This is a genomic window from Promicromonospora kroppenstedtii DSM 19349 (genome assembly GCF_000515355.1).
Taxonomy (GTDB): Bacteria; Actinomycetota; Actinomycetes; order Actinomycetales; family Cellulomonadaceae; genus Promicromonospora; species Promicromonospora kroppenstedtii.
The window spans coordinates 10072-13146 of sequence record NZ_KI911751.1 but is presented as its reverse complement, the minus strand read 5'-3'; the positions used below and the strand labels follow the sequence as shown (position 1 = coordinate 13146).

At 74.5% G+C, this 3075-nt stretch carries 3 protein-coding genes; 1 reads left to right on the top strand and 2 read right to left on the bottom strand.

Going from position 1 to position 3075, the window contains the following annotated elements; genetic code table 11:
- A partial coding sequence (locus PROKR_RS25780) for a trans-sulfuration enzyme family protein (RefSeq protein WP_036969449.1) occupies positions 1 to 839 on the bottom strand: 839 nt, incomplete at its 3' end.
- A gap of 129 nt (positions 840 to 968) precedes the next feature.
- Positions 969 to 2285, bottom strand: a complete 1317-nt coding sequence (locus PROKR_RS25775; protein WP_036969403.1) for an MFS transporter — start codon at positions 2283 to 2285, stop codon at positions 969 to 971.
- 83 nt (positions 2286 to 2368) lie between these two features.
- On the opposite strand from PROKR_RS25775, the gene PROKR_RS25770 reads away from it, so the two are divergent.
- Positions 2369 to 3075: GlxA family transcriptional regulator (locus PROKR_RS25770; RefSeq protein ID WP_051433374.1), on the top strand; the 707-nt coding region annotated here is incomplete at its 3' end.

Genomic DNA, 3075 nt, shown 5'->3' with positions numbered 1-3075 from the left:
AGCCGGCGGGCCAGCTCGGCGGCCGTGGCCTGGGCGCGCTCGAACCGCAGCGCGAGGGTGCGCAGGCCGCGCAGGGCGAGCCACACCTCGAACGGACCGGCGATGGCGCCGTGCAGCGTGCGGTGCTCGCGCAGGGTGGCGGCCAGCTCGGCGTCCCGCGTGACGAGGGCCCCGAGCACGACGTCGGAGTGGCCCGCGAGGTACTTGGTGACGGAGTGCAGCACGATGTCGGCGCCGTGCTCCAGCGGGTTCTGGCCCAGCGGGGTCGCGAACGTGTTGTCCACCACCGAGCGCACCCCGGCGGCGCGCGCGGCGGCGAGCACGGCGGGCAGGTCGGCGACCTCCAGCATCGGGTTGGTGGGCGACTCGGCCAGGAACAGGTCGGCGCCCTCCAGCGCGGCGACCACGGCGTCGGTGTCCGCGATGTCCACGTACCGCAGCGTCACGCCGTGCCGCTCCGAGATCTGGCGCGCCAGCACCATGCCCGCCTGATAGGCGTGCCGCGGCAGCACGAGCGTGCCGCCGTCGGGCACCAGGGAGAAGACCGCGGCGATCGCGGCCATGCCGGAGGAGAACACGAGCGCCTCGCCCGGCTCCCCCGTGCCCGCCTCCAGGGTTGCCAGCGCCGACTCGAACGGGTGCCAGGCGTCGTTGTCGCCCCGGGCGTAGGAGAGCTCGCCGGAGGTGACCACGCCGCGCGACACGTACGTCGAGTTCAGCGGCACGGACGGGTTGATGTGCCCGCCCTGCTCGTGCGCCGGGCGCCCGACGGCGACGACGAGGGTGGCGGGGGCGAGCCCGGTGTGCTGCGCGACGGGATGCTCAGGGGTGGTGCTCATGGTCGGGAGAATACGACCGCCCCGCGGCCGGCGCCCCGCCCGTCCGCAGGGCGACCTGTGATTCCCGCGACGTGTCTGACCCACAGGTCACTCGGGTGACCTGTGGGTCCGACCCATGGCGCGGGTGACCTACGCGGGCGACACGGGCGGGGCGGGCTGCCGGACCCGCCGGATCACCAGCGACATGAGCGCCGCGCCCGCGCACAGCGCTCCCGCGCCGTACCAGACGGCGTCGTACGAGCCGGTCATGTCGCGCACCAGGCCACCTGCGAACGCGACCACACCCGCACCGACCTGGTGCGACGCGAGCACCCAGCCGAACACGATGGGCGCGTCCTCGCCGTAGAACTCCCGGCACAGCGCGAGCGTCGGCGGCACGGTCGCCACCCAGTCCAGCCCGTAGAACACGATGAAGAACACCATCGGCATCTCCACGTGCGGGGCCATGAGCGAGGGCAGGAACAGCAGGGCCACGCCGCGCAGCGTGTAGTAGACGCCCAGCAGCACGCGCGGCGAGTACCGGTCGGTGAGCCAGCCGGACCCGATGGTGCCGATCACGTCGACGACGCCGATCACGGCGAGCAGGCTCGCGGCCACCGTGATGGGCATGCCGTGGTCGTGCGCCCCGGGCACGAAGTGCGTGCGGACCAGCCCGTTCGTCGTCGCGCCGCAGATCGCGAACGCCCCGGCCAGCAGCCAGAACGGACCGGTGCGGGCGGCGTCGAACAGGGCGGTGACGGCGCGGCGGGCCGCGCCCCGCGTCGGTGCGGGCTTGGGCGCGTAGGCGCCGCCGTAGGGCGCCAGCCCCATGTCCGCGGGGTGGTCGCGCAGCAGGAAGAGCACCAGCGGGACCGCCACGAGCGACGCGATGGCCACGGTGACCGACGCCGGCCGCCAGCCCTGGTTCTCCACGATCCACGCGAGCAGCGGCAGGAACACGAGCTGGCCCGACGCCGTCGCCGCCGTCAGGACACCGCTGACCAGGCCGCGCCGCGCCACGAACCAGCGCCCCGTCACCGTCGCGGTGAACGCCAGCGCCATGCTGCCGCTGCCCACCCCGACCAGGAGGCCCCAGCCGAGCACGAACTGCCAGGGCTCGGACATCCAGACGGTCGACAGGGCGCCGCCCGTGATGACGACGAGCGCGACGGTGACCACGGGGCGCATGCCGAACCGGTCCATGAGGGAGGCGGCGAACGGCGCCGTCAGCCCATAGAGCACGGACTGGAGGCCGACGGCGAAGCCGATCGTGGCGCGCGACCAGCCGAGCTCCGCATTCAGCGGGTCCACGAACAGGCCGGGCGCCGCGGTGAACGCCGCGGCGCACATGACGGTCACGAAGCTGACCAGGGCCACCCACCAGGCGGGGTGGATGCGGGGCTCGGTGCGCCGCGGTGGCCGCGCGGTGTTCTGGCCCGCCGGCACGGGGACGTCTGTCTGGGTCACGGGATCAGCATGCTGGGGCGGGAGCCCGGGAAACAGTGGCCGGAGGGACACACAACGCTAGGTTCGGGCCATATGATCGGGACATGGCCCAGCACACCCCGCCCCGGCACCGCGTGGCCGTCCTGATCCGGCCCGGCTTCATCCCGTTCGAGCTCGGCATCCCGCACCGGATCTTCGGCATCGCGCGCGACGCCGAGCACCGGCCCCTGTACGAGGTCGTGACCTGCACGCCCGGGGGCCCGGGCCTGGTGCGGTCGGACTCCGACGTGCTGGTCCAGGTGGAGCACGGGCCCGAGGTGCTGGAGACGGCGGACACCGTGGTGGTACCGGCGTCGCACACCTCCGGGCCGGACGGCACGGACCCGGCCGCCGGGGATCCGCGGCTCGAACCCGAGCTCGCCGCCGCGGTTGCCCGGATCCGGCCGGGGGCCCGGCTCATGTCGATCTGCACGGGCGCGTTCGTGCTCGCGGCGGCGGGGCTGCTCGACGGCCGCCCCGCCACGACCCACTGGCTGGAGAGCGATCGGTTCCGCCGGCTCTACCCGCACGTGGGGCTCGACCCGGACGTCCTGTACACCGACGACGGCGACGTGCTCACCTCCGCGGGCGTCGCCTCCGGCGTCGACCTGTGCCTGCACGTGGTACGGCGGGACCACGGCACCGCCGTCGCGCAGGACGTCGCGCGCCGCACGGTGGTGCCGCCGCATCGCGACGGGGGCCAGGCGCAGTACATCCGCCGGCCCGTGGGGATCGAACGGGCGGTCGATCGGGCCGCGACCCCGGGCGCGGC